Annotated in this window: 19 protein-coding genes; 11 read left to right on the top strand and 8 right to left on the bottom strand. The window is 40.1% G+C overall.

All coding sequences use genetic code 11. From position 1 onward, the window contains the following. Window positions 1-22: 22 nt before the first annotated feature. The 4 genes from M3196_RS19705 to M3196_RS19690 all read left to right on the top strand — a co-directional run bounded on the left by M3196_RS19705 (window position 23) and on the right by M3196_RS19690 (window position 4,831). Entirely contained in the window at window positions 23-1,210 is a 1,188-nt protein-coding gene (locus tag M3196_RS19705) for a galactokinase (RefSeq protein WP_251324050.1), read from the top strand. Then, window positions 1,210-2,199, top strand: a complete 990-nt coding sequence (galE, locus tag M3196_RS19700) for a UDP-glucose 4-epimerase GalE (protein WP_251324049.1) — start codon at window positions 1,210-1,212, stop codon at window positions 2,197-2,199. The genes M3196_RS19705 and galE overlap by 1 nt, the downstream gene beginning before the upstream one ends. 11 nt (window positions 2,200-2,210) lie before the next feature. Then, window positions 2,211-3,710, top strand: a complete 1,500-nt coding sequence (galT, locus tag M3196_RS19695) for a UDP-glucose--hexose-1-phosphate uridylyltransferase (RefSeq protein ID WP_251324048.1) — start codon at window positions 2,211-2,213, stop codon at window positions 3,708-3,710. A 68-nt stretch (window positions 3,711-3,778) separates the two neighbouring features. Continuing rightward, window positions 3,779-4,831 carry an aldose epimerase family protein gene (locus tag M3196_RS19690; protein WP_251324047.1) on the top strand — a complete coding sequence of 351 codons (1,053 nt, stop codon included), beginning with the start codon at window positions 3,779-3,781 and terminating at the stop codon, window positions 4,829-4,831. 663 nt (window positions 4,832-5,494) lie between these two features. Here the strand turns inward: M3196_RS19690 and M3196_RS19685 are convergent. Both M3196_RS19685 and M3196_RS19680 read right to left on the bottom strand, forming a co-directional pair. After that, the gene (locus M3196_RS19685; RefSeq protein WP_251324046.1) at window positions 5,495-7,177 is read right to left on the bottom strand and encodes a bifunctional metallophosphatase/5'-nucleotidase; all 1,683 of its coding nucleotides are present in this window, start codon (window positions 7,175-7,177) and stop codon (window positions 5,495-5,497) included. Window positions 7,178-7,574: 397 nt separating this feature from the next. Further along, the gene (locus M3196_RS19680; protein WP_251324045.1) at window positions 7,575-9,332 is read right to left on the bottom strand and encodes a hypothetical protein; all 1,758 of its coding nucleotides are present in this window, start codon (window positions 9,330-9,332) and stop codon (window positions 7,575-7,577) included. 212 nt (window positions 9,333-9,544) lie between these two features. Here M3196_RS19680 and M3196_RS19675 point away from each other — a divergent pair, with 212 nt between their 5' ends. From M3196_RS19675 to M3196_RS19665, 3 genes are all read left to right on the top strand, one after another. Continuing rightward, window positions 9,545-9,964, top strand: coding sequence for a hypothetical protein (locus M3196_RS19675; protein WP_251324044.1), 420 nt, complete (start codon window positions 9,545-9,547; stop codon window positions 9,962-9,964). A 160-nt stretch (window positions 9,965-10,124) separates the two neighbouring features. Beyond that, on the top strand, window positions 10,125-10,883 hold the full coding sequence (locus M3196_RS19670; RefSeq protein ID WP_251324043.1) for a TrmB family transcriptional regulator: 759 nt from the start codon (window positions 10,125-10,127) through the stop codon (window positions 10,881-10,883). A gap of 273 nt (window positions 10,884-11,156) precedes the next feature. Then, window positions 11,157-12,347 (top strand): hypothetical protein, encoded by a 1,191-nt coding sequence (locus M3196_RS19665; RefSeq protein ID WP_251324042.1) that lies wholly within the window; start codon window positions 11,157-11,159, stop codon window positions 12,345-12,347. 164 nt (window positions 12,348-12,511) lie between these two features. Here M3196_RS19665 and deoD read toward each other — a convergent pair whose 3' ends face one another. Beyond that, a complete protein-coding gene (deoD, locus tag M3196_RS19660; protein ID WP_251324041.1) occupies window positions 12,512-13,225 on the bottom strand; it encodes a purine-nucleoside phosphorylase in 714 nt (237 codons plus the stop codon). A 110-nt stretch (window positions 13,226-13,335) separates the two neighbouring features. Next, entirely contained in the window at window positions 13,336-14,505 is a 1,170-nt protein-coding gene (locus M3196_RS19655) for an MFS transporter (protein WP_251324040.1), read from the bottom strand. Between the two features lie 467 nt (window positions 14,506-14,972). Between M3196_RS19655 and M3196_RS19650 the strand changes: the two genes are divergently transcribed. The 4 genes from M3196_RS19650 to M3196_RS19635 are packed head-to-tail and all read left to right on the top strand — an operon-like array spanning window position 14,973 to window position 18,410. After that, window positions 14,973-15,806 carry an electron transfer flavoprotein subunit beta/FixA family protein gene (locus tag M3196_RS19650; RefSeq protein ID WP_251324039.1) on the top strand — a complete coding sequence of 278 codons (834 nt, stop codon included), beginning with the start codon at window positions 14,973-14,975 and terminating at the stop codon, window positions 15,804-15,806. After that, window positions 15,803-16,828 carry an electron transfer flavoprotein subunit alpha/FixB family protein gene (locus tag M3196_RS19645; RefSeq protein ID WP_251324038.1) on the top strand — a complete coding sequence of 342 codons (1,026 nt, stop codon included), beginning with the start codon at window positions 15,803-15,805 and terminating at the stop codon, window positions 16,826-16,828. Before M3196_RS19650 ends, M3196_RS19645 begins: the two co-directional genes overlap by 4 nt. Beyond that, entirely contained in the window at window positions 16,821-18,116 is a 1,296-nt protein-coding gene (locus M3196_RS19640; protein WP_251324037.1) for an FAD-dependent oxidoreductase, read from the top strand. Before M3196_RS19645 ends, M3196_RS19640 begins: the two co-directional genes overlap by 8 nt. Then, window positions 18,117-18,410, top strand: a complete 294-nt coding sequence (locus tag M3196_RS19635; protein WP_188400902.1) for a ferredoxin family protein — start codon at window positions 18,117-18,119, stop codon at window positions 18,408-18,410. A 297-nt stretch (window positions 18,411-18,707) separates the two neighbouring features. Here the strand turns inward: M3196_RS19635 and M3196_RS19630 are convergent, their stop codons facing one another. From M3196_RS19630 to M3196_RS19615, 4 genes are all read right to left on the bottom strand, one after another. Next, a complete protein-coding gene (locus tag M3196_RS19630) occupies window positions 18,708-19,985 on the bottom strand; it encodes a helix-turn-helix domain-containing protein (protein WP_251324036.1) in 1,278 nt (425 codons plus the stop codon). 447 nt (window positions 19,986-20,432) lie between these two features. Then, window positions 20,433-21,551, bottom strand: a complete 1,119-nt coding sequence (locus tag M3196_RS19625; RefSeq protein WP_251324035.1) for a Ger(x)C family spore germination protein — start codon at window positions 21,549-21,551, stop codon at window positions 20,433-20,435. Next, window positions 21,548-22,609: a GerAB/ArcD/ProY family transporter gene (locus M3196_RS19620; RefSeq protein ID WP_251324034.1), complete on the bottom strand. Its 1,062-nt coding sequence runs from the start codon at window positions 22,607-22,609 to the stop codon at window positions 21,548-21,550. The genes M3196_RS19625 and M3196_RS19620 overlap by 4 nt, the downstream gene beginning before the upstream one ends. Window positions 22,610-22,616: 7 nt before the next feature. Then, window positions 22,617-23,996, bottom strand: a complete 1,380-nt coding sequence (locus tag M3196_RS19615) for a spore germination protein (protein ID WP_251324033.1) — start codon at window positions 23,994-23,996, stop codon at window positions 22,617-22,619. Between the last annotated feature and the right edge of the window lie 449 nt (window positions 23,997-24,445).

The following is a 24,445-nucleotide window of genomic DNA, read 5'->3' as shown; positions in this document are numbered from 1 at the left end:
ATGGAATGAGAGGAACGATACGATGGATATACAGCGATTAATCAGTAAATTTCACGAGATTTTCCCTGTAGATGGAAAAGGAGATGTCAGGCTGTTCTTTTCTCCGGGTCGAATTAATCTAATCGGAGAGCACACGGATTACAACGGAGGGCATGTATTTCCGAGTGCTATTACCTACGGGACTTATGGGGTTGCCAGGAGACGAGATGATCAAATGATCAAGTTATATTCCATGAACTTCTCGGATAAAGGTGTCATTGAATTTCCCTTGAACGATTTAGATTACCGAAAAGAACATGACTGGGCTAACTATCCGAAAGGGATGATCCGATACATTCAAGATGCATACGGTGCATTGCCGGGCGGGCTTGATATCCTGATAAATGGCAACATTCCGAATGGTGCAGGCTTGTCATCTTCTGCTTCACTCGAAATGCTGATCGGAGTTATCGTAAGTGAAATGTTCGACTTGAAAATGGACCGTATTGAACTGATCAAGCTTGGCAAGAAGGTGGAAAACGAGTTTATTGGCGTGAACAGCGGAATAATGGATCAGTTTGCTGTCGGGATGGGGAAAGCGGACAGTGGCATTCTTTTGGATTGCAACACGTTGAAGTATGAATATGCACCTCTTGCGTTGGATGGTTATAAAATCGTGATCATGAACACGAACAAACGCAGGGAGCTGGCGGATTCCAAATACAATGAAAGACGAAGTGAATGTGAGAAGGCATTAAGCCGCCTGAAAACGGTTCTTGATATTCAGGAACTCGGTGATCTTTCAGAAGAGGAATTTGAAGCGAACAAAAAGCTGATTGCGGATGAGACGTTAATCAAACGTGCACGACATGCTGTCTATGAGAACCAGCGGACGCTGAAGGCGCTTCAAGCACTGCGTAAAGGCGAAATGAAGACTTTCGGAAAATTGATGAATGATTCTCATCATAGTTTAAGAGAAGACTATGAAGTGACCGGCAAGGAACTTGATACTCTGGTTGAAGCAGCCTGGAAGCAGGATGGAGCGCTAGGTGCGCGAATGACGGGTGCTGGATTTGGGGGATGTGCCATTGCGATCATTGCATCAGATAAAGTGGAAGAATTTATTCGTAAAGTTGGAAGAGAGTATCAGGAGAAGATCGGATACGGGGCTGACTTTTACGTAGCAAGCATCGGTGATGGAACGAAAGAGATTACCAAGGAGGTCGTGTAATGAGTATTCTTGTTCTCGGTGGAGCGGGTTACATTGGTTCTCATGCGGTATACCAGCTGATTGAACAAAACAATGACGTTGTAGTGGTAGATAACCTTCAAACGGGCCATAAAGGAGCGATTCATCCTGATGCCACTTATTATGAAGGGGACATCCGTGATAAAGCGTTTCTCCGGACTGTTTTTTCGAATGAAGAAATTACCGGAGTCCTTCATTTCGCAGCAAATTCCCTTGTAGGGGAATCGATGGAACAGCCGATCAAGTACTTTGATAACAATGTATATGGCACACAAGTTCTGCTAGAAGTCATGATGGAGTTTGGTGTGAAGCATATTGTATTCTCTTCATCCGCCGCAACGTATGGAGATCAGGAAGTGATGCCGATCACAGAGGAAATGCCGACAAACCCTGCGAGTACCTATGGTGACACCAAATTGATCATGGAAAAACTGATGAAATGGTGTGATGTTGCACATGGTCTGAAATATGTATCACTAAGGTATTTCAATGTTGCAGGAGCTCGTTCTGCTGGAGGAATAGGAGAGGACCACAATCCTGAAACTCACTTGATCCCTCTTGTCTTGCAGGTCGCTCTTGGAAAAAGAGAATTTATCTCGATATACGGTGATGACTACGATACAGAAGATGGTACGTGTATCCGAGACTATATCCATGTTGAAGATTTGATCGATGCTCACATCTTTGCTCTTCATCACCTTCAAAATGGGGGAGATAGCGATACGTTCAACCTTGGAAGCAGCGAAGGCTGTTCGGTTCGTCAAATAATCGATACTGCCAGAAAGGTAACCGGCCATCCTATTCCTGCAAAAGTAACACCGAGAAGAGCAGGGGACCCGAAAGCCCTTGTAGCCTCTTCAAAAAAGGCAAAGGAAATCCTCGGATGGGAGCCTAAACGCACTCAGATCAAGCGAATCATTGAAGATGCCTGGAAATGGCACCAAGAACACCCGAATGGTTATAACCAGTAGGAGGGAAGACGATGGAAATCTATTCTGTCATACAGAAGCTTGTGAATAAAGCGATCGCTTTAGAGATTATACAGAAGCAAGATGAAATCTATGCCCGAAACCAACTGATGGCGCTTCTTGGGTTGGACACGTTTGTCGAAGAAAGTGACCGTAATGGGTCGGAAGAGATCCCTGATCTTTTAGAGCAGCTTGAGATATATGCAGTGGATAAAGGTTTGATCAGAGACTTACTAGATGAGAAAGAAATTTTTTCGAGTAAGCTGATGGATGTTTTTATGCCCCGCCCATCAGACTTAAACAGAACTTTTTTTGGCAAATACAATGAGAATCCTGAGAAAGCAACCTCATTCTTTTATGAATTAAGCAGAAACAGCAACTATATCCAAACTAAAAGGATTGCCAGGAATTTAAGCTATAAAACGGATACTCCTTATGGCGAACTCGATATTACGATTAACTTATCCAAGCCTGAAAAAGATCCAAATGAAATCGAACTCGAAAAAAGGATGAAGGTTACTTCAATGTCCGATTATCCAAAATGCCTGTTGTGCATAGAAAACGAGGGATATGAAGGAAGGATCGGACACCCTGCCCGTTCAAACCACAGGTTAATTCATTTGGATCTTAAAGGGGAGCAATGGTATCTTCAGTACTCACCATACGTTTATTATAACGAGCATTGTATATTGCTCTCAGGTGAACACAGGGACATGAAAATCAATAGGGAGACTTTTGAAAGACTACTCACTTTCGTAGAGCAATTCCCGCATTATTTTGCAGGATCCAATGCAGATCTTCCCATTGTTGGCGGTTCGATCTTAAGCCATGATCATTATCAGGGTGGTCATTACGATTTTGCAATGGCGAAAGCAGAAGATGAATGTACCTTTTCGATGAACCGTTTCTCCTCGGTAAAGGGAGCTTCCATCAAATGGCCGATGCCGGTTATCCGGTTAAGAGGAAGTCATATAGCTGAACTTACAGATGCTGCTGAATTTATCCTAAACAAATGGATTCCGTACAGCGATCCAAGTGTCGGCATTGAGGCTTATACAGAAGGTACAAGGCATAACACGATCACCCCGATTGCCCGTTTCAGAAATGGGGAATTTGAGATGGATCTTGTGCTAAGAAACAATCGGACTACCGATGAGTATCCTCTTGGTATTTTTCATCCACATCAAGATGTACATCATATTAAGAAGGAAAACATCGGCTTGATTGAAGTAATGGGCCTCGCTGTCTTGCCGGCCAGATTAAAGAATGAATTAGAAGATGTAAAAAAATATCTGCTCGGTGAAAAATATGAGTGTGCGAAATATCATTTGCCGTGGGCGAATGGGATCAAGGAACGTTATGGAACGGAAATAACGCGCGATTCTGTTGAAGAGGTCCTGAAGAAAGAAGTTGGTCTTAAGTTTCTGCGTGTTCTTGAAGATGCAGGTGTTTTTAAGCGTGACAAAACCGGACAAGAAGCCTTTCAGCGGTTCATTCATTCATTGAATGAGTAATTTTATAGCAATCAGGCATTCGTCGATGGATTGGCGGATGCCCATTTTTTATCAAGGAGAGTGAGAAAATGAAGGTTTCGCAGGAGAAATTTGGCGAAGTTAACGGTCAACCGGTAACCTCTACGACTCTAGTAAATAATCAGGGTATGGAAGTGGTGAGCATCGATTACGGCTGTATCATAACAAAAATTACCGTACCTGACGAAAAAGGAAATATGGAAAATGTAGTGCTTGGCTTTGACTCCATGGAAGAATATAAAATGCATTCTCCTTATTTTGGAGCTGTCGTCGGGCGATTTGCAGGAAGGATTAAGGGCGGACATTTTGAATTGGACGGCCAGACGTACCAGCTAGAAAAAAACAATAATGGTAATCATCTTCACGGAGGTTTAAGAGGGTTCGATAAAGTGATCTGGAATTCTCAAGTGATTACAGATGAAAATGCCATTAGTGTTGTATACTCGTATCTCAGCGGTGATGGAGAAGAAGGGTACCCAGGGAATCTGGAGATGAAAGTAACGTATACCTTATCACATACGAATGAATTTTCCATTTCCTACGAAGCCGTTTCAGACAAAAAAACGTTGATCAACGTGACCAACCACTCTTATTTCAACTTATCCGGAGACTTGAAGCGGGATATTCTGGACCATGAACTGACATTAAAAAGCGAATCATTTCTAGAACTGGATGAAGAACTGATTCCTACCGGTGAAATTCTTTCTGTAAAAGATATCCCGTTTTTTGATTTCAGAGAAGGTAGAACCATAAAAAGCGGAGTAGAATCCGAGCATGCTCAGAATATATTAGCTGGCAAGGGGTATGACCATCCGTTCCTGCTTACAGAAAATGAGAAGAAGGAAATTATTTTGAAAGACGATGAAAGCGGCCGGGTTTTGACGATTGAAACCGATCAGCCAAGCGTCGTGTTATACACCGGGACACAGATGGCCTCCGACTTTACCATTCGGGGCGTGCAATCCCGAAAATACCTGGGTCTATGCTTGGAAACCCAAGGACTACCAGACAGCATTCATCATCCTCATTTTCCATCTAGTATTCTGGATAAAGGTGAGGTTTACCGTTCCACTACGAAGTATTTGTTTACTGTGATGGAGTAACTATAAAACTAATAAAATAATAAATATAGAGGGTTAAAAATGGTACGTTCATAGAAACGCATCTTACCAATGATGGTAGGATGCTTTTTATGTATGTTTATGGGTAAATTCGTTAACACTGACTATTAATCTAGTTTTAATAGTCAGGAGAATCAAACATGGAAGACCAAGGGAACTTCTTCATAGGTTTGTTCTGGGGTGTTTTGTTCAGTGTTCCACTGTGGATGGCGATCTTTGGCTGGTTTATTATCATTGAGCGCATTATCTGATGTTAATTTTGCTAGGATTTCATGGTTAATCTGTACAAAATAATAGGTATGGGCATTATAGTAGTATGGTTTGTAATACTAGATGCCATTTGTGATGGCAGAGAAATGTTTGAAACGCCTGTTTCCTCTTTTAGTCGTCTGGGAAGTGGGCAAACGCAATGTCTATGCACTGAAGTGGAGAGTCTATGCGTAGAAATCCAAGGTCTATGCATCAAAGTTAAAGCTCTATGCGCCAAAGTGAAGGTTCTATGCACAAAACGATATCCTATGCACCAAAACGAAGAGTCTATGCACCGAAACAGCTATCCTATGCACCGAACCTCTTTCCAATCATAAAAAAGAAGCCGACCCAAAAGCTTTTACACTCTCAAGTCAGCCCCTTTAAATCACTTATTTACTTTTTAGCTACATCCACAATACGACCTTCGATTTGCGGATTCACTGTTTTTAATTCTGCAACATAGTCTCTTAGGTTCTCCCAGTCAGAAGCTCCTAAGTCTGTAACTCGGCCTTGCTCATACGCGTTTTTAAATACTGTAAATCCATCTCCACCTTTAGCAGTAAAGGCGTTTGTTGCGATTACATATTCTTTTGCCGTATCGATTGCTGTGTATGTTCCATCAGCATTCTTTACTTCCATTGTTACAACACGGCTGCCTGCTGCTTTCGTGCTGTCAAAGGTAAACTTCATACCAGACACATGAAGGAAACCGCCACTTTCTTTCGGAGATTGGCTAACACTGTGCTCAAGAGCTGTCTTGATTTCAGCACCAGTCAATTTCATTGTTGCAAGTGTGTTTCCGAATGGAAGTGTTGTTAACACATCACCGTATGTGATTTCGCCTGCATCGATTGGCGCACGGATTCCGCCACCGTTTTGGAATGCCATGGCTACATTCGGGTTGAACTCTCGTGCTTTATCTAACATACCATCAGTGATCAGGTTTCCAAGTTCTGTTTCGTTGCTGCGGACACTGGATCCGTCGCCTTCTGAACGAGGGTTAGCGAGTTCTTTTTCAGCCACGCCGCCTGTTGGTGTGTTCTTCAACTCAGCGATCTTGCTGGAGTACTTTTCAAGTAATTTTGCCGCTTCAGGGTCCGCTACTTTTGTTTTTACTTCAATTAATGCTCCTGTTTGTCCAACAACTTTACCTTTCTTGTCAAACTCAACATCAAGAGTTCCTAAGAAATCTCCATATTGAGAAGCTTGAACGATGACAGTAGCATCTTTGTCTTTTCCGTGCTCGTCCTTCGTAATCACTACAGGCTCAGTAAGTTTTGTATGGCTGTGCCCGCCTACGATTACATCAAGGCCGTCCACGTATTTTGCTAGCTCAAGGTCGTTGTCATAGGCAGCGTTATCATCATATCCAAGGTGTGTGATGGCAACAATTTTGTTAACGCCGCGGCGCTCTAGAGCTTTAACTGCTTTTCTAGCTTCACTGATGTAGTTTTTGAATTCTACACTCTCAGGGCTGGAGATGTCAGAAGTCTCTTCCGTTGTAAGTCCGATAAATCCAACGCGCTGTTTATCAACCCACTTTACAACAGCAGGGTAGATCGTGCTGTCTTTTGGCGTGTGTTTCACTTGGTTTTTAAATAATGAATTCATGTTTGTGTCTTTAGAAAAATCAACGTTTGTACTAACGAATGGGAAATCTGCATTTTTTACAAAATCAGCTAGAGCCTGGTGGCCTTCAGCACTAGATCCAAGATCAAACTCATGGTTACCGAATGTCATAAGGTCATAGCCTGCTAGATTCATGAACTCCAGATCAGCTTGTCCTTGGAATTCGTTGAAATAAAGCGTTCCAGAGAAAACATCTCCAGCGTCAAGTAGAAGAGCGCTTGGCTTTTCAGCACGAACTTCTTTGATCGCTGTAATACGCTGTGCAACGTTATCTAGGTGAGCATGCGTGTCGTTTGTATGCATAAGCGATAAATTAAATGTAGGATCTTTTGGCTTTTTTTCAACACTATTTGATTCAGCAAAAGCCGGCATTGCCAATGAGGAAGAAATTAACCCAACGGCAAGTGTGGAAGCTAGTAAACTTTTAAACTTTTTAATTAAAACCATCCCATCACATTCCCTTCAATTTTGTCATACGATATTAATTTAGCATGTAATAATACAAAGTTAAGTCGAAAAATGTCGAAATTAACAAAAAATTTACATCGAATGTAATATTTACACTTTACCAATCTCGGCATATTTTCCTAGTTTGTATTACACGCCTGAATTGGTCGTTTTTGAGGTGCAGGATGTTTTGTTTTAATACGGCTAACCACTGAAATTAGAGCTCTATTCCTCGAAAAAGGAGTTCTATGCACCAAAGTGATAGTTCTATGCGTCAAACTCAAGAGTCTATGAATCAAAAGGAAAGTTCTATGATCCGTTACGAAGAGTCTATGAGCCAATAAGTAGAAAAGGAAAAAGACCGAAATGAATTCGGTCTTTTTACCCTTTATTTTTCTTATCTCAGTTTATTTTTTCCTTTGATTAAATCCCGCTTTAGATTGAATGTATTGCCTTTTTCATCTTTAAACACCGCATACTCATTCACCGGCTGCACTACAACATTATCGAGAGTAAGTGTTTCGTTGTATGAAGTCTTAGCTGTTAGTGAGATGGTGTGCTTTCTGGCTGTTAGATAGTTCACTCTGTTCAAGTTTACTAGAGTAAGGTACTTGTTAGCAGCAGAAACGTCTGTTGAACTTACTTTTCGCCCATCAATCTTTAATTCTAGTTTTAGTTTGCCGCCTAATGCTGGTGCTTTCTCAAGTGCACCGTAGATGAGGTACAAGCCTTTTTTCTCAATGTTCACTGCCTTTTCAATCGAATCTCCATTGTTCATTTTCACAATCTGATTACTAAAGAGTGCGTCACCGGTCCAGGCGCTTTCCGGTGTTTCGATGAACGGATTGCCACTTTTCGCAGTGAACGTTTCAGCTTCATGGATGGTTGAAGTATGTCGTTCTTTTGTTTTAACGTTAAAAGTAGCCATCGCTTCAGGAATTTGTTGAATCGCTTGAATCGACATCAAGGCTTCAATCGTAGACTCCGCACCTGAGTTCATATTCACTTTTCCTGAAACGCCGTTTAACCCATCATAGCCTCTGCCGGTTTCAGGATGGTACATCTGGAAGTTCGCGTCATTGTTTCCTGTGTACCAGGAGGAGGCGATTCCAGCATATTGAGCGTATTTTTTCTCATGTGTTGCGTGGTACAGTTCAGTGAAAGCTTGCGTCAGCATGTTCACGCCGTATGCAATCTGTTCGTCTTTTGTTGGTGTTGGTGCCATCTCTTTGATCATGCCAGTCACGAGAATGTGAGTGAACAGCTGGTCGGCTTCTTGCTGTGCCGATTCAATCCAATCTTCTTTGTTCAACAGATTGCCAGCTTTGGCGAGGGCCATGGATTGCCCGCTGCCCCAAGCGTGCCAAAGGGTAGGGGAGCCGTCCCAGTCAAGGTGCGCCCCGAACGGATATTTCGTGTAGGATCCGAATTGGTACTCCGATAATCCTTTTCCGAGCTTTAACATCGAATCTTTTACTACTGGGTCTTTTTGCACCTCGTAATATTCCGAGAGACCAAGTAAGGCATTGGACATCGCGTCAAAACCGCCGATCCACGCTGGAACCTTGTAGCCGTTAACTATGTTGTACTCTCCGTATTTTTCGTTCACTTTCTTTTGTAAGGCTTTGTTCGCTAGTAAGAAACTGTCTTTTAACTCTTTTGCGTAGGTAGGGTCTGTTTCAGAAAAAACCTTGTAACCATGACCAATCGACCACATTGCTCTCGCCGCCCACCAGTCAAACGACTTCTTACTCGTCGGACCGTCTGTGTTTATGGAATAATCCTCAAAGATAAAGTTATAAAATTCGCCATCTTCCACTTGCATGTACATGACAAAATTTAAAGCTTTCTTTGCTTTGTCCAATGAATCTTTATTCTTCGTTTGTTCGTAATGATTTAAATACACAACAGCAGCTCGTGCTACATCATCCACACAAGCAATTCCTTCGTCCGCATCATCCACCCATTCGTAGTCAGGATACTCTGAATAGATGTGCGTGATCAGCATCTCTTTACCGTCGATCGTGACTTCTTCATTTAAAAAATCTAAGTGATCAAGATTTACGAGAGAGGTTTGAGTTTCAGCTGCATCTGCCTGAGTGGGAACCGCAACCATAAGTATCAAAGCGATAAAAATTTGAAAAATTTTCTGCATTGTATTCTCCTTCCATGTAAGCGTTTTAATTACATTATTACATGACAAATTATTTTATCAAGTTACATTGTGATTTTGTCATGAAGTTGAATACATGTACCTAAAGAAAAATATTATGACTAAAACAAAAGTAATAGATGAATAGTTATTGACCACAGTAAGCAATAAAAGGAAAATATAAGTAATAGCGGTACTTGAAAGAGGTTAGCATCATGTCTATGGATACTTTGGATAAAATCTTTACAGGTTTACTATTTCTTCTCACAGCACTTCCGTTTATCATGTTTATACAATTTAAATGGAAAAGAAGAGAGGGTTATTATTACGTCTTTCTATCTAATTTTTCTCTTATTATTTTTACAATTACCATACCAGTGCTTTTATTAATCTTTGAAATTGAAGTTTGGGAGTCGCTTCACAAACCTTACTTGATTTTCATCACCTTAATCCTTCCTTTAATCGTTATTGCGATGCACACTTACTTTGTGATCTTAGTAAAAAGAGATATGTTTATTGTCAATCTTGAAAAAAATGAAAGATTGGAAAAGTTAATATTTAACGATCCAAGACCCGCGACTGCAATCTTTTGGCTGGTATGTGTATGGAAGTATGCTGAAAAATATTTTAATTAAAAGTTTTTGATTATAAAAGCGTGTCCTGGTTAAACGTACATACTTGTTTTAAGATAGAGGAGGGAAACCCAAAAATATCAAAAAAAGAATTGATTGGATAGAGAATCGGCAAGAATGAGAGATAATCTATTTTTTATAGAAGTTATTTTTAGGAGGAACCATGCTACAAAAATTCGGTTTTTCACAGTATGAAAGTCAGGTGTTCGAAGTCCTTGCATCGAGTGAGGAGCCTATGGACGCGACGAACATTGTTAAATATTCGGGTGTACCGAAATCAAAAATATACGAAGTGCTCACGCGCATGATTGAAAAAGGGATGGTCCTAGATTCGGTGTCGGAGAAGAAAAAGCTGTATTCTGCGCTACCGCTGTCTATCGTAATCGAGAAGCTGACGACTGAATTTCAGGAAAACGTACAGCAGTTAAAAAACAGCACGTCTAAAAGAAAGTTCTATGATGAACACGTTTGGAGTTTGAAAGTGGATTCATCGATTCGGGCACAGACGAAGCAGATTTTGCAAGCGGCCGAGAAATCGATAAAGGTTTCCGCTTGGCAAGATGATGTATGTGATTACTTGCCGATACTTGAGGAAAAAGAAAAGCAGGGAATCGATGTGGAAGTACTGGTGGTTGGAGAACTGGAGTCTTCGCTAACGAACGTACATACACTAATTCCGGCACAGGAGCATCATTCACTAGAACGATTCCGATTAGTGGTAGTAGATGAGGAAGAAGTTATTTTTGCAGGGTTGGAAAATCAAAGCTGGCAGGCGATGAAAACAAAATCTCGCCCGTTTATCAAAGTGTTTATCGAATTCTTTTATCACGATGTGGCACTGGCCAAAATTAATGAAAAGCATTCGGAACTGTTGATGAATGATGAAGAGATCAGAAGTGTTCTGTTGAAGCTACGGTATTAAAAGTTTAGTCAAAACAAAAGATTGATGAATCGCAACCTTATATGTTGCGATTTTTATTTTCTCAGTTTCTAACGCGGGAATAGACCTTTCTATGTAAGTAATTTTAAATTTTTTTTCCTATCTTCCTAAGTATTCTTATAGTTTGATCTCATAGGAGGTTAGTATGTGATTTAAATATATACTAATAGTTTTATTTTTTCTTTAATTGTTTCCTTATTCATAAATTGGGATATTTATTTTAAAAAGATAAATAAGACTAGGAGGGTAAGAGAAATGAATTCCACTGAAATCATAAAGAAGAATATTGCTGAAATTTTTGTGGGAAATACGGTGAAACTTCATCAAAAGATTGGATTAATTACTGTTATAGCAGGAGTTTTCTCAGCATTATCATTTTTAATAACTTACTCTTTTTTATATGGCTACTATTTTGGAGGAGATATTAATCATTCAATTTCAAACTTTGAACTTTTTCGAAGATTTGTTCCTTTTCACATTAATACTTTTACATTTACATATTTATTATTATCGCTCTCAATAACATTAATAGCTTATACTATAAATTTAATAAAAGAAAATGGGGTTTTATGGGGCATAGGAGTTGGCGTCGTATCCATGGGTGTATACCATACCATTATTGCAATCTTTTTTATTCCGAATTTAACGTTTCATAATATATTTTACTTTGGAATAATATGGTTGTTACCTTTTGTAATTGGAATTATGATTATGTTTTTTATACTTATAATGAGAAACTTACTTAACGTCATAAGCGGTTTTTTATATGGAGGAGTATTAATAGGTGCTCTATTACAAATCACAAATGTTGTCGTACCTGAGAGTTATTATATCTTTTTATATTTACTCCTTTTTGCTGTAGGTAATTTATTTTACCTAATACCAAATAACAAAATGACTAATGTTTTTCTGCTTATACCATATTTCTTATTAGGTGAAGCTATCTTACTTTTAATTGTAAATGAGTTTCATTCTATTACTCCCAATTTATATTTAACCTTAAGTTTTTTTATTGCACCAATTTTCGTGAGTATTTACCTATCATATGCTAAAAAAGAATGGTTAAAGGAGAAGTATTCGTCTTCTAAGAATGATAAGTCTTCAAAGAAAATTACCTTCCTTAGTTCACTATCTGACTTACTAATGGGGATCACTAACAGTAAGACTCATAAAAGTGCAGTTCTAATACTTATTACAGTTACTATGATTGCATACATGTTAATTCCTAAATTTTTAATTTCTACTGCTCAATTAATTCGATCTTATATTCCTAGTGATAATATTCAATATGAATCCATCTGGATTAAAAATTTTTCAGGGGAAAATAAGAAAATTAAGGGAATGATTGTAGCTGAGAAGGATGATGTAATTTATATTTCCAATCCAAAATGGGAACTTGAGCAATTAAAAGTTAATGAATATCATGTTAATAAACAAGAGGAATAATTCCATTTTCATCTCTAAAAAGCATTTTCATTCAACGGCTGAACATCATTATCTAATGTAATAGTTTCTTGTTTGGTGGATTCGCTATAGCAAGATAACTATGAGCCAAACAACGAAATGAAAAAGGAGCATGACCGATAAAAGTCATGCCCCTTTACTTCTATTTATTTTTCTTCTGAGCTCACAACTTCCAAAGCCATTTCAATCATGTCATTGAATGTTGTTTGGCGTTCTTCTGCTGAAGTTTCCTCACCTGTAAAGATGTGATCACTTACTGTCAGGATGGAGAGTGCGTTCACACCGTATTTTGCTGCGATTGAGTACAATGCTGTTGTTTCCATTTCAATAGCTAATACGCCGTTATCCGCGAGCTTTTTAACGATATCCATGCTGTCACGGTAGAACAGGTCAGCCGTTAACACATTACCTGCTTTGATTTTCAAGCCTTTTGCTGTTCCAGCTTCATATGCTTTTTTCAATAGATCGAAGTTTGCGCATGGTGCGAAGTCGATGCCTGGGAACGCTAAGTGGTTCATTCGTGAATCTGTAGAAGCAGTCATTGCTAAGATTACGTCACGAACTTTAACATCTTGTTGGATCGCACCGCATGTTCCTACACGAATTAAGTTCTTTACACCATATTCACGGATTAACTCGTTTACGTATATCCCAATAGAAGGAATCCCCATGCCTGTTCCCTGAACGGATACGCGCTTACCTTTGTAAGTCCCTGTGAATCCAAGCATGCCGCGGACTTCGTTGTAGCATGTTACGTTTTCTAGGAACGTTTCTGCAATATATTTTGCGCGAAGCGGATCTCCTGGTAATAGAATGCTTTCTGCAATTTCACCTTGTTTTGCACCGATATGAATACTCATTTGTTCACCATTACAACCTGTAAAAACAGTTGTAATGGTTTCACCTCCTTAGAAATTGATAGCTTACCTCAAAATATTCTCTACCTTCATCATGCCATAGTTTTAACTGCCTAGCTAATGGTATGTGCCTGACTCGAGGAGCGTTCTTTTTTACTCATGGACAGAACAGCTGTACCTAAAGCCAGTATGACCAAAAATCCGCCAACTGTTGCATTCATCTCTACAGATGCCTGTTCAATCACGATTCCGCCGATCATGGATCCGAAAGCAATGCCGAAGTGCAGCGCAGAGTTGTTCAAGCTTTGCTGAATATCGGATGTTTCAGGAGCGGACTCAATAAGATAGCTTTGCATAGCCGGTGTGATTGCCCAGCTGAGCATGCTCCAAATGATCATGACCATTAAAAATAACGGGAAAGCAAAGGTTGTATAAGGAATCATAAAGATTGAAATGCCAAAGATTATTGTAACACCTAAAATAGTAGGTTTTGTGCCAAATCGGTCAGCGAGCATGCCTCCGAAACCGCCGCCAAATACGGCTGCCACACCAAAGATTAGATACACAATGCTTACCCATGTTCCATTAAGCCCAAGTGTCATTTTTAAAAAAGGCGTTAAATAGCCGTATAACGTAAGATGACCGGCCAGGAACAGAAACGAAGTCAATTGAGCAAACAAAACTGTCCGGTCTTTTAGCGTACGCAACTGCTGTCGGATTGGGATCGCCGGTTTTGGATCGATACGTCCCATAAAGAAATACACGCCGAGTATCGATAAAACGGTTAAAGCTCCGATCAAAATAAATGGTGCTCGCCAGCCGAATGCATTACCGAGCATTAAGCCGATCGGAATGCCTAGCACGAGGGAAGCACTAATCCCCATAAACACCACGCCGATCGCACGGGCACGATATTTTTCTTCTACGATGTTGGATGCGATCGTCACACATAATACGACGAGTAACGAGCCACTGGCTGCAGACAAAATTCTAGCCAGCAACAACATCGTATATGTTTGGCTTAAAATCGCGAGTAGATTTCCTACAAAGAATAATACGAGAGCTATTAGAGTCAAACGCTTTCTTTCAATTTTAGCGGTTATCGTCAGCAAAATTGGAGCAGCAATAGCAAACACGAGAGAAAAGACGGTGATCAGAAATCCGGCTTTTCCTAAACCAACTCCGAGATCCTCTGCCACAAGGTCCAGAATTCCACCTATAATCAACTCGACCATTCCGACAACAAACGAAACGATCGTCAATAAATAAACACGTTTATTCAAATCTATTCACCAACTTTCAAAAAAGTTACCCTTGTAATGGTAACCTATTTAAAAGGGTGTAGCAATAATAAATTGTAGGCAAGTTTTATAAGCGTTACGGTAAGAGTTCTTTTATCTATTATACGTTCGCTCAAGAAAAGCCCGCTACGCTCAGAAATCTTCATCTACGCTCAAAATGCCTCAAGTTTCGCTCAAACTACATCTCGTTTCGCTCAAAGAAGATTTTTTCTGCCTGTTATTCGGTGAAAGAAGTTGCTTCAACGTCATGAAAAACAAAAAAAACCGCATTGACCAGTATTTTTATCATTTTTAATTTAGTTTTCCTATTAAAAGTTATCATTTTTCTATTGTTATTGAAGATTCTAAGAAAACCGTCATGTATCGGATAAGCCCTCCATATAGATAGTAGTAATCATCATAATAGTGGCTTTTTAAAAAGAATGGCCTGTGATTAGAGGAGGGGTTGAATGCTTCATATTGTGGCTTGTATTAAGCAGGTGCCGGATACGAAGATCATCAAGATGAACCCGAAGACGAATACGATGGACCGGGCGAGCGCGCCTGCCATCTTGAATCCTTATGATGCGCATGCAGTGGAAGAGGCGGTGCGTTTGAAAAAAAGGTATGGAGGAACGGTTTCGGTTTTGACGATGGGACCGCCGCCAGCTGTAAAAGCGATCAAAAAGTGCATCGAGATTGGTGCAGATGAAGGCTACATGATTTCCGACCGGGCTTTTGCTGGAGCAGATACACTCGCAACAAGCTATGCGCTCACAAAAGCCATTGAAAAAATTTCAAAGATTAAACCAGTAGACTTGATTATATGCGGGAAGATGACGATCGATGGTGACACCGGACAAGTTGGACCTGGGATCGCACGCCGGTTAGACATGCCTCCTCTTACTTCCGTCAACAAAGTAAAAGAGATCAACGTGGAAGAAGGCTATGCGGTCGTTCACCGGAAGCTCGAAGACGGATATGAAGTCATTCAATCGACGATGCCTTGTTTGATGTCGGTGGAAAAAGAGATCAACGAAGTTCCGTATTCATCGATGGCAAACATGCTAAAGGCGGCCAGGTACCAGCCGATCATTTGGGCGGTCGCGGATCTGGAGGATGTTGAGAGGACGCAGCTCGGATTGAAGGGCTCGCCGACGATCGTTTCTAAAGTGTGGGCGCCAACGAAGCCGAGAGGGGGAACGATGCTGGAAGGCGAAGCAGCTCAGCAGACAGAGAAACTTTTAAATATTTTGCTAGAGAAAAAAGAACTTTTTTCGGTGAAGGGAGGGGACAAAAGTTGAATTTCGAGGACTATTCAGGCATTTGGGTTTTTATTGAGGTGAAGGACGGGGAAGTTGTGCCGGTTTCGCTGGAATTATTGGGAGCGGGGAAGGAGCTTGCGGATAAGCGGGGGACGGAGCTCGCTGGCGTTTTGATCGGAGACGACGTGACACATCTAGCAGACACTCTTTATGAATACGGTGCGGACACCGTCTATGTGTATGATGATCCGATCTTTAAAGATTACCGGACAGAGTCGTACATGAAGGCATTGCTGGAGTGCTGTCAAAAGTACAAGCCGGAAGTGATTTTATATGGGGCTACTTCGACGGGGAAAGACTTGGCAAGCGCGGTTGCGACAGATCTTCCGACGGGACTTACGGCGGATTCTACCATTTTGGACATTGAAGAAGATACAGGCTTATTGCTTGCGAGCCGTCCGGCGTTTGGCGGGAACATCATGGCTACGATTCTTTGTAAAAAATACCGGCCGCAAATGGCGACGGTCAGACCTAAAGTGATGAAAGCTCTCACTCCAGAACCAGGTCGAACAGGTAAGTTAGTAGAAGAAACAGCTTCTCTCAAGGAAGAAGATATCCGTACAAAGGTACTCGAGATCGTCCGGCACACTACTCAAAAAGTGAAGATTGATGAAGCGGATATTATTGTCGCTGGCGGAAAAGGGTTAGGAAGTCCAAATGGTTTTCAGCTTGTTCATCAGTTAGCGGAAACGTTAGGCGGAGCTGTTGGCGCGAGCCGTGATGTGGTTGAAGCAGGGTGGATCGAACACCATCATCAAGTAGGACAGACAGGTGTTACGGTGACACCAAAAATTTATTTTGCGATCGGAATCTCAGGCGCTATTCAACATATTGTTGGCATGCAAAACTCAGGTCTCATTATTGCGATCAACAATGACCCGAATGCAGCAATTTTCCAATCCAGTCATTACGGAATTGTTGGGGATGCCTTTGAAATTGTGCCACTTTTAATTGAACAATTTAAACAAGTGTTTAACAGTGAGGTGGTCGACCATGTCTGAAAAATTTGATGTTATCGTTGTCGGGGCAGGTCCTGCCGGCATTTCTTGCGCGTACGAGCTGGCAAAAGCAGGAGTAAATGTTTTATTAATTGAACGCGGTGAATATCCAGGTTCGAAAAACGTAATGGGAGGCGTCCTTTACCGCAAGATGATGGAGGATGTAATCCCGGACTTTTGGAAGGAAGCACCTCTCGAGCGGCCGATCGTAGAACAGCGGTTCATGATGATGGATAAGGAATCTGCGGTCACCTTTGGATACAAAGGCATGGAATGGGGACAGGAGCCGTACAACAACTTTACCGTGCTGCGCGCGAAATTTGATCAGTGGTTTGCGGGGAAGGCCGTTGAGCAAGGGGCACTTTTAGTTAATGAAACGGTAGTATTGGAATGTATTGTCGAGAACGGAAAAGTGGTCGGGGTACGGACTGATCGGCCAGATGGAGATCTCTACGCGGATGTTGTGGTACTGGCAGACGGGGTGAACTCACTTTTAGCAAAGTCACTTGGTTTCCATAAAGAGTTCCGGCCTGATGAAGTGGCACTCGCCACAATGGAAATCATCAAGCTTGATAAAAAGACGATTGAGGACCGTTTTAATTTGGAAGAGAACCAGGGCACGACGATTGAGCTTTTTGGTGACGCAACAAAAGGGATTTTGGGTACTGGGTTTTTATATACGAACAAAGACACACTGAGTCTTGGGGTTGGTTCACTTCTATCTGGACTAATAAAGCATAAAATTAAACCGTACGAACTTTTAGAGTATGTGAAGAACCATCCGATGATCCGTCCATATATTGCTGGCGGGGAGCCGGTTGAGTATTTGGCACACATGATTCCAGAAGGTGGCTATAAGTCCATGCCAAAAGTGGCAGGGAATGGGGTTTTAGTTGTTGGGGATGCGGCCCAGCTCGTAAACGCGATCCATCGTGAAGGCTCAAATCTCGCGATGAAATCGGGTCAGTTTGCGGCTGAAGCTGTGCTGCTCGCAAAAGAACGTGAAGATTATTCAGAAGCAACTCTTAATCACTACAAAACAAGACTCATGAGCAGTTTTGTCGGCCAGGATATGAAAAAATATAAGGATTCTACTCATCATTTTGATAAGTTCCCGCAGTACTTTGATAAGTATATTCCGATGATGAATAAAGCGATGAGTCAGATGTTTACGGTTGATGGCGCGTCAAAATGGGAGAAGCAAAAGAAGATTTGGCGCGATGTGGGAACGGCTGGAGAGAAACTCAAATTGGCTCGTGACGCATACCGGGCGTGGAAGGTGATGAAGTAAATGAGCGAAAAGAAGTGTCAGACCATCGAAGAAAAGCAGTATCTCGTTCGTTTTAACGCAGACACGAAATCACATCTCACCGTTATGGATGCCGATATTTGTTTGACGAAGTGCCCAGATAAAATCTGTACGATCTTTTGTCCGGCAGAGGTGTATAAGTGGGAAGAGATCAGGATGCATGTAGGATACGAAGGTTGCCACGAGTGCGGAAGCTGCCGGATCGGCTGCCCGCACCAGAATATTAAATGGGAATATCCTAAAGGCGGACATGGGATCGTGTTTCGGTTGGGTTAGGCGGGCATATTTTGCAGAAAAAACATTTTGAAGTGAGAATTTCCTGTTTAATGTGGAAATAGTAGAGTCAGGTGCCTCTTGATGAGGCACTTTTTTTTAGGTTTGAGCGAAACGGGAGGGATCTTGAGCGATACTCATCTAGTTTGAGCGAAACTTGAGGCATTTTGAGCGTAGATGAAGATTTCTGAGCGTAGTGGGCTTTTTTTGAGCGAACGTGTAATAAATAAAAGAACACGTACCGTAAAAGACGTTATCTAATAAAAAGAAGGGCAACAAAATGATTTTAGTTGCCCTTCATTAAACATACGTAACCCCTACTTGATGCATATTTTTCAACGCCTCAATTCCTAGCGCATAATACTGACTCGCTTGTTTGTACTTCTGGTGGTTCTCAAAGTATTTTCCGAGGATCGGATAATAATCGGCCAGATGGATCCATTCTTTCCTTTGCTCGAAATAAGGGATGAGCTCGTTGATCATAAACTGAATGAGTTCTTTATGATTGCCTCCGTATGTAAATAAGTACTTGTAATACATAAAATGCAGTTCGAATCCGCGGTTGAGCGGGTCATCTTGAACCTGTTCCAGCCATGTATCTATGAGATCCAAGCCTTTTTCAGGTTGGTTGGTCTTTTGATATTCTTTCACCAGAGCATGGATTGTCATAATTTTTGCGGATAGGGGCTCTTTTTCTTTTGCTTCCAGGCTTCGAGAAAATAGTTCGATAGCTTTTTCTTTTTCACCTTTATGCGTGGCGATACTTCCTAAGTTATGATAAATCACTCCCTGTAACACATCATCATCAAAGGCCGTCGCAATGGTTTCAGCTAGTAATAATTGATTAGTAGATTCATCGAAATTTTTTATCCGCAGATGAATAATAGCAAGTATAACTCTGCAATCAGCACATCTGTTAAAGAAATAGTTTTTCTCAAATATCTCTAATGCCTGTTTAGTGTATTCCAAAGCAACTATATTTCTATACAACTGGTTAGCTGAGAGACCAATCATGTACAGCAAATATCCCTTTTCCCACTCTTGAAAACTTTTATCCCCTAACTGTTTTTCCGCCCATAGAAAATAGTGAAAAGCGTCCTCAAATTCATTTGAAAAATAGCTAAGTTGCCCTTTGGCAAGTAAGTAATAGAAAGCTTTTTCCCCTTTGATCACTTTGTCTATGTATGAAACTTCATTTAACAAAGCGTGAACTCCCAGCGTTTTTTGCGTGGTCATCATAATATAGATGCTTTTAAATATTTTGTACAATATATCTTCATCGACAGATTTTAAAGGGGAATCTTTCAAACCATTAAACTTTTGCTCTGCAGACTCATAATCTCTTTGATATAACGAATAAAAAAGGTCAACATAGTTCTGTATAATCTCGTTTTCGTTTATGGAATCTAATCTTATTTCTAATCGATCGGCTAAATGCTGTTTGATTTCATCTGAAGGTTTGGTCACTCCGTTTTCAATTTTGCTTAAATACGGAATGGAGCAGATACCAGCGGCCAGTTCTTGTTGAGATAAGTTTTTGACTTTTCGAAAGTACCGAATCTTTTCGCCGAGATGCATGTCTGTTATCCTCCCTTCATTTTTTTCATTTTATCATTTAATAGAGTAGCAAAAATACCTAATCTAAATGAATAAGTAAAAGGGGAGGAAAGACGGGTTGGGAAACAACGCTCATTTTCCCGTAATTAGTCCTCGTTAATCCTCTATGTTTCCCAATTTTTAAGCGGTTGATTTTAGGTATAATTAACTATATAAACGACTATCTAGGGTGAGAGCATGAGTATTCAAAAAGGAAATATCGTTAGCTATCAGGAAGAACCACATATTGTACTGCACGTCTATACGTCAGATTATATAGAAATAAGAAAAATCAGCGAACGTTATGTGCCGCGCGTGATATTAGTGCACAAATCAGAAGTGATCGTTCTAAGCGAGTAACCGACTCTTTTTTAAACATGTGTTTAAATTCCCATCAAAAAAGCACACATCAGCGTGCTTTTTTGTTCGTTATTTCAGTATCCCCGTCTTTTCAATGCTGACTTCAACCTGCGTATTTATCTTTATGGAGGGATACGTTTTTCTCCAGTCAAGAGCTTTCCAAGCTGCTGGATCTGTTTCTTTTAGTTCTCGTCCAATTCCTAATACATCACTGTTGGCTTTCTGTGTTTTTTTCATAATGGATTGAGATTTTTTTGTTAAATCCCGTGATATCGTTTTTTCTAATTCTTTTAGTTGCTTTGAACTGATTTTTTCGGTTCTGGGATATTGGTGAATCATAACTTCAAGGTTTAAATGAATATCAACCATTGGTTTTTTTGAAGCATCTTTCTTTATATTTAACTTTCGCTTAGCCTTCAAAATCCGATAGGCAACTTGATTGTTTAATCTCTTTTTACCATTCATATGGGTTTCCAGATCGACTCTGTCCCCATAATTGTCCATAATCAATAAAAGAAGAGAACCTTCTTTTAGTGAAATCATCTCTCCAGAATAACCGTTATGACTCATTAAACCTGCTCCTGAAACTAATATATTCCCCTCTTTTTGCTCCAGGATGGGGAGGATAAAATCTTTACCGTCTTCATTAAAATAAGTAAATAATGTGTTCAGGGTTCCTTTAGTAACCGTAGAATTATCTTCCGCAGCTTCAATAATTTCATATAAGCCAAAGGCAACAGGGTTTGTGCCGATCTCTTTTGTTGATAAGAGTTTACTCGCTTCCACACCCTTTACAATCGCTACTTTACTCCCTAAATAGGGATCAGGAACACGATAGAAAAAATCGAGATAGGCGTTTAAGTTTTTCTTTGCAAAACTTTCTCCAAGCAAAATGATTCGTGACTTTGAAGCGGTTAAAGGACCCGTATAATACGTTCTTAATTCACGGTATGTATCTTCTAAAGAATAACCAGTAGCAGAAGACATCTGATTTTTAAAGTCAAAAAAGCCTGTTCCCTTCGGTATGATGTTAAGAACTACGATTGTGGTCTTAATCTTGTCATCCTCTACATCAAAACTTACACCGTTCATCACTTCTTGGTCTACAATTAATTTTTGATCCCAACAGCCAGTCAGCAGAGGAAAAATGATCAGTATAATGATTATTTTTCGAGAAGTATCCTTCATCCCTTTATCCCCTTTAGTTTTGCGATCACTAACAATAAAGTCGGAAAAATAAATACAAAAATGATATTTAAATAGATCATGATTTTTGATAGTGATTCTTCAACTGTAAAGCTTATGGGCAACAAACCTATGACTAATAAAATACAAGAAAGTAGATAAACCGATTTCTTTCTCTGGATCGAAAATAATTTCTGGATGCCAAGGCTTGCATTAAAAAGCTGAATAACAAGTGTAGTGGATATAGGCACAATCCAAAAGGAAAGAAAGATAATATCGATTCTTTCGATAAATTCAAATGATAGACCTCGGAAAAGATATAATAAAGGCTCTTGTATGAGGCTGAATTGCACGCCACTAAAGGAAATCACACAAGTGATGAATAAGAATATATACAGTGTTACGGTAAACAAATTTGCGAATGAGAGAACCATTAAACTTTTCTTTGGGTTTTTTAGAAACGGCATGATAAATAGAATGAGCTCGAAACCAATAAGTGATACGAATGCATCTGGACTTGCTTTTACTATTTCCATAAAATTTTTTGAACCAATAGGCTGCAGCCTGCCGAAATGTATATCTTGCTGATAGACAAGTATGAGTAAAAAAATCAGACCGAAAAATAGGATCGAAAAAAAGAGAAAAGTTCTTGATATGGTTAATATTTTTTCCTTTGCAATATAAGATGTTGCGATCAGCAACATCAAGATAATCGCCCATCTTGGGGTTCGATGAAGGATCCATGTGTTGATAACATCTGTGACAAGTATCATTAAGAGCATTGAAAACGATATAAAATACAGTACATAACTTATGTTTACGATTTTTCCTAAAAAATTCCCTAAAAGTCTAAGATTGAGTTCATAAAACGTTTCCTTCGGTGAAGTTCTGCTTAATCCGACAAGAATAATTATGATCCCTTGGGCCAAAGCTCCAGCGACAAGAAGAGAAATCCAGCCGTCTTGCTGTACATCGTTATACAGGATGTAGGGCAGACCGAGGATACCGATACCGATCTGGGCTTGAATAATTAAGAAAAATAAATTCTTATTTGTGAGCATTCGTATCCTAACCCTTTCCTTGTTTAGGTTGCTTGTTTAGAAATTGTTGAAATATTTTAGGTGCCTCAACATAAGCTTTTCCTGCGGAAGTCAGCTTAACAAGGTGTGTCGTATAGACCATTAACCCGAATGCAATTCCAATAAAACCAAACATAGCTGCCAGGAAAATTAATGGAAAACTCATTAGCCGCATAGTGGTGCTCATTTCCCCGATTGGAATCACAAAGGATGAAACTGCTGTAATCGCAATGACTACAACCATGGTGTTGGAAATGAAATTGGTTTGAACAATTGCTGAACCGATCACAATAGCCCCTACTGTACCAATCGTCTGTGCAACCGCTGAAGGGAGTCTGACCGATGCTTCCTTCAACAATTCCAAAACAATCTGCATCATGGCGGCTTCAACAAAAGGATGAAACGGGACATTCAAAACGGAAAGTTTAAGTGTATAAAAGGTACTGACCGGTAAGATCGCAGAATGATACGCATTAACGGCGATATAAAAAGCCGGTAGTGTTACGGATAAGATAAATGCAAGGATTCTTAGTGAATAATAAAAAAAGTTAACAAACCAACGGGAGTTATAATCTTCAGGACTTCTTAAAAAAGAATAAAAAGAAATAGGCGTAATTAAAGCAGAAGGTTCATGCTCAAGAAAAATGACCGTATTCCCATTTAATAGGTTAAAGGCTGCCCGATCCGGTCTTTCCGTTCTTAAGGATTGGGGGAAGGGCGAATATGGATAATCTTCAAGTGCTTCTTGTATCTGCCGGGACATGATGAGATCATCATCATTGATTTTTTCTAATCTGCTTTTAATCGTATGGAGGACTGTCGGATCCACTTTTGACTCGAGATAACAAATCGCGACTTCAACATTTGATAAAGTTCCGTACTTTTGATATTCCACTTTAAATTCTGGTGTTCTAAGCCTTTTCCGTAGCAAAGATATGTTTGCACTGGCGCTTTCCACAAATCCATCATGTGACCCCATGGTTACTTTTTCGTTCAGAGATTCATTGATCGCACGTTTTTCATCCGTTAATGTCGGAATGGAGTAGGCAATATTACAATCTTCCATTAGTAAAACAGTATTACCCTCTGTTAATGAAACACTGATGTCCTTATACGTTGTCATGATAGAAAATTGTTTGGTGCTTAATGTATTCTCAATACTTTCAGAGACTTGCTTGTTTATCGGACCGATAATATGGAGCTCAATCGATTCCTTATCCGTGATCGTATCGAGGTATAAAAGGATAATCGTTTTATGATGAAAGGTTAATTTTCTTCGTTTTAAATCCGCTGTTTGATTCATTTCTTCTATTATTCTTAAATTTTGAGTTAAATCAGCAGTAAGAAACTCACTAGGTGATTCTGCCATATTGCATCAATCTTCCTTCTATGAATAAGTCAATAGTATGCAGTATAGACTTGAAATTCAGTGAATATTCTTTGGAAGTTTAAAGATTGGCCTACTATTGGGGGCTGAGGATGACCTGGATTCGGACCAGGTTGTCCTCTTTTTTATAAGATAAGGTGCAGTTTTGGTACAAAGCTGTTCTTTATTGGTTTTCATGATCGAGTGAGCCGTTTTCAAGGTGGTTTTTCGAAATGGGTGAGCCCAGGTGAAGGCTTAATCTCACGGATTTTACAGATATTCTCACGAGAATCTACCATAATCTCACGAGTTTTTCCTTGAATCTGGTTATGTCAAATAGTCTGTGTAAACGAACAATATCCAAAGCATCTCTCTTCGTCCGTATATATGGTTGTAGGGTAGAGTGTTAGTGGAGGGATATCCCTCCACTAACACTCTTTCATCATTTTCTT

This window comes from Fictibacillus nanhaiensis, from assembly GCF_023715445.1.
GTDB classification, from domain to species: domain Bacteria; phylum Bacillota; class Bacilli; order Bacillales; family Fictibacillaceae; genus Fictibacillus; species Fictibacillus nanhaiensis_D.
This window is presented reverse-complemented; position numbering and strand designations above follow the sequence as displayed.

What these genes read in the sequence shown, in the direction of transcription:
- M3196_RS19705 (WP_251324050.1), top strand. Translation starts at nt 23, where the DNA reads ATGGATATACAGCGATTAATCAGTAAATTTCACGAGATTTTCCCTGTA.
- galE (WP_251324049.1), top strand. Translation starts at nt 1,210, where the DNA reads ATGAGTATTCTTGTTCTCGGTGGAGCGGGTTACATTGGTTCTCATGCG.
- galT (WP_251324048.1), top strand. Translation starts at nt 2,211, where the DNA reads ATGGAAATCTATTCTGTCATACAGAAGCTTGTGAATAAAGCGATCGCT.
- M3196_RS19690 (WP_251324047.1), top strand. Translation starts at nt 3,779, where the DNA reads ATGAAGGTTTCGCAGGAGAAATTTGGCGAAGTTAACGGTCAACCGGTA.
- M3196_RS19685 (WP_251324046.1), bottom strand. Translation starts at nt 7,177, where the DNA reads ATGGTTTTAATTAAAAAGTTTAAAAGTTTACTAGCTTCCACACTTGCC.
- M3196_RS19680 (WP_251324045.1), bottom strand. Translation starts at nt 9,332, where the DNA reads ATGCAGAAAATTTTTCAAATTTTTATCGCTTTGATACTTATGGTTGCG.
- M3196_RS19675 (WP_251324044.1), top strand. Translation starts at nt 9,545, where the DNA reads ATGTCTATGGATACTTTGGATAAAATCTTTACAGGTTTACTATTTCTT.
- M3196_RS19670 (WP_251324043.1), top strand. Translation starts at nt 10,125, where the DNA reads ATGCTACAAAAATTCGGTTTTTCACAGTATGAAAGTCAGGTGTTCGAA.
- M3196_RS19665 (WP_251324042.1), top strand. Translation starts at nt 11,157, where the DNA reads ATGAATTCCACTGAAATCATAAAGAAGAATATTGCTGAAATTTTTGTG.
- deoD (WP_251324041.1), bottom strand. Translation starts at nt 13,225, where the DNA reads ATGAGTATTCATATCGGTGCAAAACAAGGTGAAATTGCAGAAAGCATT.
- M3196_RS19650 (WP_251324039.1), top strand. Translation starts at nt 14,973, where the DNA reads ATGCTTCATATTGTGGCTTGTATTAAGCAGGTGCCGGATACGAAGATC.
- M3196_RS19640 (WP_251324037.1), top strand. Translation starts at nt 16,821, where the DNA reads ATGTCTGAAAAATTTGATGTTATCGTTGTCGGGGCAGGTCCTGCCGGC.
- M3196_RS19635 (WP_188400902.1), top strand. Translation starts at nt 18,117, where the DNA reads ATGAGCGAAAAGAAGTGTCAGACCATCGAAGAAAAGCAGTATCTCGTT.
- M3196_RS19630 (WP_251324036.1), bottom strand. Translation starts at nt 19,985, where the DNA reads ATGCATCTCGGCGAAAAGATTCGGTACTTTCGAAAAGTCAAAAACTTA.
- M3196_RS19625 (WP_251324035.1), bottom strand. Translation starts at nt 21,551, where the DNA reads ATGAAGGATACTTCTCGAAAAATAATCATTATACTGATCATTTTTCCT.
- M3196_RS19620 (WP_251324034.1), bottom strand. Translation starts at nt 22,609, where the DNA reads ATGCTCACAAATAAGAATTTATTTTTCTTAATTATTCAAGCCCAGATC.
- M3196_RS19615 (WP_251324033.1), bottom strand. Translation starts at nt 23,996, where the DNA reads ATGGCAGAATCACCTAGTGAGTTTCTTACTGCTGATTTAACTCAAAAT.